Genomic DNA, 5,316 nt, shown 5'->3' with positions numbered 1-5,316 from the left:
TGATCCCACACCCCACCCCCCACACCCCACACCCCACACCCCACACCCCACACCCCACACCCTGCCCCCAGGAAAAACTTTTTGCCGCAAACCCTACTTAACTGTCCCCGACAAGAGCGCCTAACGGCCCTGGGAAATTAATTTGGCCAGAGGTCTGTGGAAAAAAATGTCATAAACCTCTTGACAAAAGCAGCGGATTGTGTGTAATATAAATATTGTGTGAGGAGTATAAGTTCAGCATAAGAAGAACCTTTGGGGTCGAAACACGGCAAGACTCCCAGAGGTTCTTCTTTTTCACTCCCTTATTGGCTCAAAGTCAGCAATAAAATCAGGTGTTTCCCGATCGCTATTTTTTCTCAATTTATCCCTTCTAGGTCTGTTTGGCTCTTCTAGGTTCTGTGTGATAAGTTTAACTTACTCTATGATCGATCAATCTTTGTGTCCTTTGTGTCTTTGTGGTTCCTTCCACTCGCTCGCCAGCAGGAATGTATCTTAGAATACATTTTGCCCACCAAACCTAAGAGAGCCTCTGTTTTTCTTTACCAAGAGCAACAGTCCAAAATTTTGCCGAAGAAACTGCACAAGAGAAGTGTAATTGCTCGTAAAATTGGGAATTAAGTACAAGGGCAATCCTATGGCAGATAAAAATAACGGTAACGGTGGCTTATTCCTCGTCGGGGTTTTAGTGGGCAGTGCGATCGGAGTAGCGGCGGGTTTATTAGTAGCGCCGAGATCTGGAAAAGAAACCCGTCGAATTCTGCAAAAATCCGCCAGGGCTTTGCCTGAATTAGCCGAAGATCTGACCACGACGATGCAATTGCAGGCCGATCGCCTATCGGAATCGGCCCGACGTAATTGGGATGATACTTTAATGAGATTAAAAGAGGCGGTGACAGCCGGAATCGAAGCTAGTCAAAGTCTAGCCACGGACAATCCTTTCCCCGACTCGCAAGAATCCCCCGAAGGCGATAATCAACACTCGAATCACTACTAAATGACCGAACCTATTTTCTGGCTAGGATGTTCTTTACTGCTAGTCGCCGTTAGTTTAACGGCGGTTTTCATCGCCGCTTTGCCTGCCCTGCAAGAGTTAGCCCGGGCAGCCCGCAGTGCCGAAAAATTATTCGATACCCTCCATCGGGAATTCCCCCCGACTCTAGAAGCAATTCGCCTGACAGGGGCGGAAATCAGCGAATTAACCGACAATATCGATGAAGGGGTTAAAAGTACCCGCCAAGTTGTCCAAGGAGTCGATCGCAGTCTCGGTAGTGCTAAAGCTGGTCTTAGCAAGCTCGATCGTGGCAGCCGTCGCCTCTTGATCGGTTTTAAAGTCGCTTGGAATACTTGGAAACGCAGTTAAGGAGATGGGGAATTATGAATTATGAATTATGAATTATGAATTGGGAAATGGGGGAGTGGGGAGATAGGAGAATTTCAACTAATACCCCAAAACCCTAAAACCCCAACTCCCTAAAACCCCAACTCTCAACTCCTAACCCCACCAACAAACTTTTTCAGCAAACCCTAAATATTTGTAAACTTTTTCGCCTAAGTTACCTTTCTGTGGTAAGCAAATCTTTACTGCTCCGATTTGGGGGTTTCTTGGGAGGTGTCATCGTTGTTGGTTTTGGGTTCTTGTCCTTTAAAAGTAGGGATAAATCGCGACAAAACTTCAAAAAGCTGATTAAAGGTCGTTTGATTGATTTTACCCGTCAAGAGCAATAACACAAAGACAATAAAAGCAAAGATAACAATAATTGTCAAAACGCTGGTAATATGCTTTGAATCTGGCACAAAATGGGCAAACACCGCAACTATACAAGCAACCACAGCGAAAACCAGCAACAAAGCGAGACTAGGTTTCAGGAGATTGGGAGTTTCTGGCGTTTTGGGACTCATAGGGCGATTTTCTCGGATTTTGCGGCTACGTTCCTCCCTTTCGTCGAGACATCTTTCTCTTTCTGTCTTAGGTTCCACCCCTTCTAAGATATCGCGGATATTATATTTGCCGCGCAAACCGGGGAGAATTGCCTCCACGCTGCCTTGGCGATCGAGTTCTATCAGATGGAGATAATCGACGGGAACTTCTACCCCGGTGGGTTTTTCCCCTTGCAATTCTCGAATCACTAACCTTTCCTGTACGGCTAAATTAGGGATAGTATCGTGAATTTTGTCAAAATCTGTCTTAATAATAGCTAAAAGCGCACTAGCACGGGAACCCTGGGCTTTTATGCTGATGTAGTTATCTTCCTCGTCGGCACGCACCAAAGCTCTATTAAGATCCATTGTCAGAACCACACCACTACGCCAACGCATGGTTTTATAGATCATCTGGTGATTACGGACGATAAAGCGGGAAATAATGCTACCGGGCAGGATATCATAACGGTACTGGAAGTGTAAAGGTGCGTTTTCGTAGATATCCACATCCGGTTCATCGATGGGTAGAAGATCGGTGATTAGATAGCGATCGGGACTGTAACCATCAAGGGGAAAACAGAGTTCAAATTTTCCCATCAAATCCATCAAAAATCGGCGTTTATTTTCGGGATAACGTTGGTTTTTTTTGAGAATATCTTGCAGATCTGGCAGTGAAAGAATGCCCTTTTTTTGCACCATCAAATCGTGATTATTGAGAATATCATAAACACCGCTAGTTACCCATTCTGGGTTCAGGACATTGGTTTCATTCAGTCGCGGATCATCTTGGTAGTTGAGGACAATACCGAGATCGTGGAGAAAATGCACTAAACTTTTTTGATCGCTGGCCTCTTTAATCTTGGCTTTCTGACACATTTCCTGATACTTTTCGTAGGAAATAAAGTCATAACTCTTTTGCATCGCTTCTAGTTGAGTTTTGATGTGAAACCAACTATTAGGCAATAAATCTTTGATATGGGGAATAGCATCGATTTGAGAGGCGATTTCCTGCACAAGTTCCTCGATTCCCGCACCGGTTTTACAGGAAGTGGCGATTAGCTTGGTGATTTGGGGATATTTTTTCTGGAGGGTGCGGATCTTAACTTGGGGGGGATGTTCATCGGCACAATTACCCACGATAATCACGGGAGAATTGCCTCCGTAGGTTTCAATGAGTTTTAACCAGTATTCCAGACGGTTTTGCTGTTCATTTTTGCGGTTGTCGAGGACAAGCAGATAAAGACTGCGTTTAGTCAGAAAAAACTGATGGGTGGTTTGCATCACTTTCTGACCGCCAAAATCCCAGATATTGAGGCGAATATCGGGTTTTTGGGGCAGTTGCCACTTTTCAATATTAATGCCGGGGGTCTTGGGTTCTCCGGAATTAAAGGTATTGTGCAGTAACCGCTTTAACAGGGAAGTTTTCCCCACATCCCCCTCCCCCACCAATAAAACTTTAAGCTCATTAAGAGGGCGTTTAGCTTTATCCTTGAGATAACTAAAAATCGCCTGCGGGTTGCCATTACTCGATATTGTTTCACCCCATCCCTGACGAATAATTTCCGGGGGAACGTTGGTAATCGGGTTATTTTCGAGGACTAATCGCTTCAGGTTGACTAGGTGAGCGAGTGCTTCTGGAATCTCCCTGATTTGGTTATAGCTGAGAAAGAGGATTTGCAGGGAGGTGAGGTGAGCGAGCGCTTCTGGAATCTCCCTGATTTGGTTATCGCTGAGGTCGAGGATTTGCAGGGAGGTGAGGTGAGTGAGTGCTTCTGGTATCTCGCTGATTTGGTTATCGCTGAGGTTGAGGATTTGCAGGGAGGTGAGTTGAGCGAGCGCTTCTGGAATCTCCCTGATTTGGTTATAGCTGAGATAGAGGTATTGCAGGGAGGTGAGTTGAGCGAGCGCTTCTGGAATCTCGCTGATTTGGTTAATGCTGAGGTCGAGTTCTTGCAGGGAGGTGAGGTGAGCGAGCGCTTCTGGTATCTCGCTGATTTGGTTATTGTTGAGGTTGAGGACTTGCAGGGAGGTGAGGTGAGGAATTTCGGGGGGAATTTCTGTTAAGTTTTTGTTGGACAGATCTAACATCCACGCTCTTTCGTCCTTTGCCCGTTGAATTAACTCTAATACTTCCTGTGCTGTCATTGACTATCCCCCCGCTACCATATTTACTCCATTTTGGCAAAAGATCCAGTTAATGCCACTGGTTGAGACCTCATCAGCTTGAGTTGAGTTTCTGGAGAGTGAACTGAAAACTCGCATCTGATGACCGATAAGGGACTTGCGTGGGAATAATATCCTAGCCAGAAAATCGCTCTGTAGAAGAATCAGGCCGGCCAGATGGCATATTATCAAAGCGCAAGTCCCTTAGCTGCGGGGACTCTCAAAGGCTCTCCCCCTACTTAGGGTGATCAGCAAACCTGGGCGATCGGAGGGCGCAGGTTCCTTGCGCCCCTACAGTAACGGATTTTGTCCACAATGTAGGGGCGAACTGCGTTCGCCCAAAAGGTACATTAATGTAGGGGCGAACTGCGTTCGCCCAAAAGGTACATTAATGTAGGGGCGAACTGCGTTCGCCCAAAAGGTACATTATCAAAGCGCAAGTCCCTAACTGGGTGACTAAAGTTGAGAATTCCCTTAAGATAAAGTAAATAAGTGTAAAGAAACTGAAAGTTAGCCTACACCCTTGCTGAAAAAATTCTCATTGTCTAGAAGTGCTATGCTCAATCGTTTTTGCCGAGGAATCTCGATCGCTCTTGTAATTGGTGTCATTAGCTGTCTGGGTTGGATTATCTGCCCGGATCAAGCTCTAGCGGTGAATAATCCCGAATTACTGCCCAATCAAGCCACTCCGATCGTTGATTTAGCCAATTATCTACCCGCAAAACAGGAAGAGGCATTAATCCGAGATATCGAGACATTTCAAGGGGAAACCGGCTGGAAAATGCGAGTTTTAACCCAATATGACCGCAGCCCCGGCCGGGCAGTGATTAATTTCTGGGGATTGGATGATAAAAGTATTCTCCTAGTGGCCGATGGTCGCGGCGGTAATCTACTATCTTTTAGTATTGGTGATGCCGTCTATGAATTTTTACCCCGCACTTTTTGGATCGAATTACAGGCCCGTTTCGGTAATATGTATTTTGTCCGGGAAAATGGCGAAAATAACGCGATCGTACAATCCTTGGACACGGTAAAAGGCTGTTTAGTTAAAGGTGGTTGTGCGGTAGTCCCCGGTTTACCGAAGGAACAGTGGATTTTAACTTTAATTACCTCAATTGTCGGCGGTTTAGTCTTCGGTTTTGCCGGTATTCCTCGCAAAGAAGGACAGGTTTTCGCTTGGCAATGGGTTTTAATTGTCTCTCCCCTCTGGTTTATCCTCTTTGTTGCTTTTGG

4 protein-coding genes are annotated in these 5,316 nt (G+C 45.7%); 3 read left to right on the top strand and 1 reads right to left on the bottom strand.

Annotated features, from left to right (window positions below; genetic code table 11):
- Positions 1-634: 634 nt before the first annotated feature.
- Both PX484_RS20535 and PX484_RS20530 read left to right on the top strand, forming a co-directional pair.
- The gene (locus tag PX484_RS20535) at positions 635-994 is read left to right on the top strand and encodes a YtxH domain-containing protein (RefSeq protein ID WP_287664626.1); all 360 of its coding nucleotides are present in this window, start codon (positions 635-637) and stop codon (positions 992-994) included.
- A complete protein-coding gene (locus tag PX484_RS20530; protein WP_002735843.1) occupies positions 995-1,360 on the top strand; it encodes a hypothetical protein in 366 nt (121 codons plus the stop codon).
- A gap of 218 nt (positions 1,361-1,578) precedes the next feature.
- Here PX484_RS20530 and PX484_RS20525 read toward each other — a convergent pair whose 3' ends face one another.
- Positions 1,579-4,065 (bottom strand): COR domain-containing protein, encoded by a 2,487-nt coding sequence (locus tag PX484_RS20525; protein WP_287767375.1) that lies wholly within the window; start codon positions 4,063-4,065, stop codon positions 1,579-1,581.
- A 574-nt stretch (positions 4,066-4,639) separates the two neighbouring features.
- Between PX484_RS20525 and PX484_RS20520 the strand changes: the two genes are divergently transcribed.
- Positions 4,640-5,316: TPM domain-containing protein (locus PX484_RS20520; protein ID WP_288105309.1), on the top strand; the 677-nt coding region annotated here is incomplete at its 3' end.

Origin of the sequence: Microcystis sp. M49636_WE2, assembly GCF_030065375.1 — a bacterium.
GTDB lineage: Bacteria > Cyanobacteriota > Cyanobacteriia > Cyanobacteriales > Microcystaceae > Microcystis > Microcystis aeruginosa_C.
The sequence above is the reverse complement of the archived record's forward strand: the minus strand, read 5'-3'. Positions and strand labels throughout refer to the sequence as shown.

Coding starts and splice junctions, on each gene's coding strand:
- PX484_RS20535 (WP_287664626.1), top strand. CDS start 635: ATGGCAGATAAAAATAACGGTAACGGTGGCTTATTCCTCGTCGGGGTT.
- PX484_RS20525 (WP_287767375.1), bottom strand. CDS start 4,065: ATGACAGCACAGGAAGTATTAGAGTTAATTCAACGGGCAAAGGACGAA.
- PX484_RS20530 (WP_002735843.1), top strand. CDS start 995: ATGACCGAACCTATTTTCTGGCTAGGATGTTCTTTACTGCTAGTCGCC.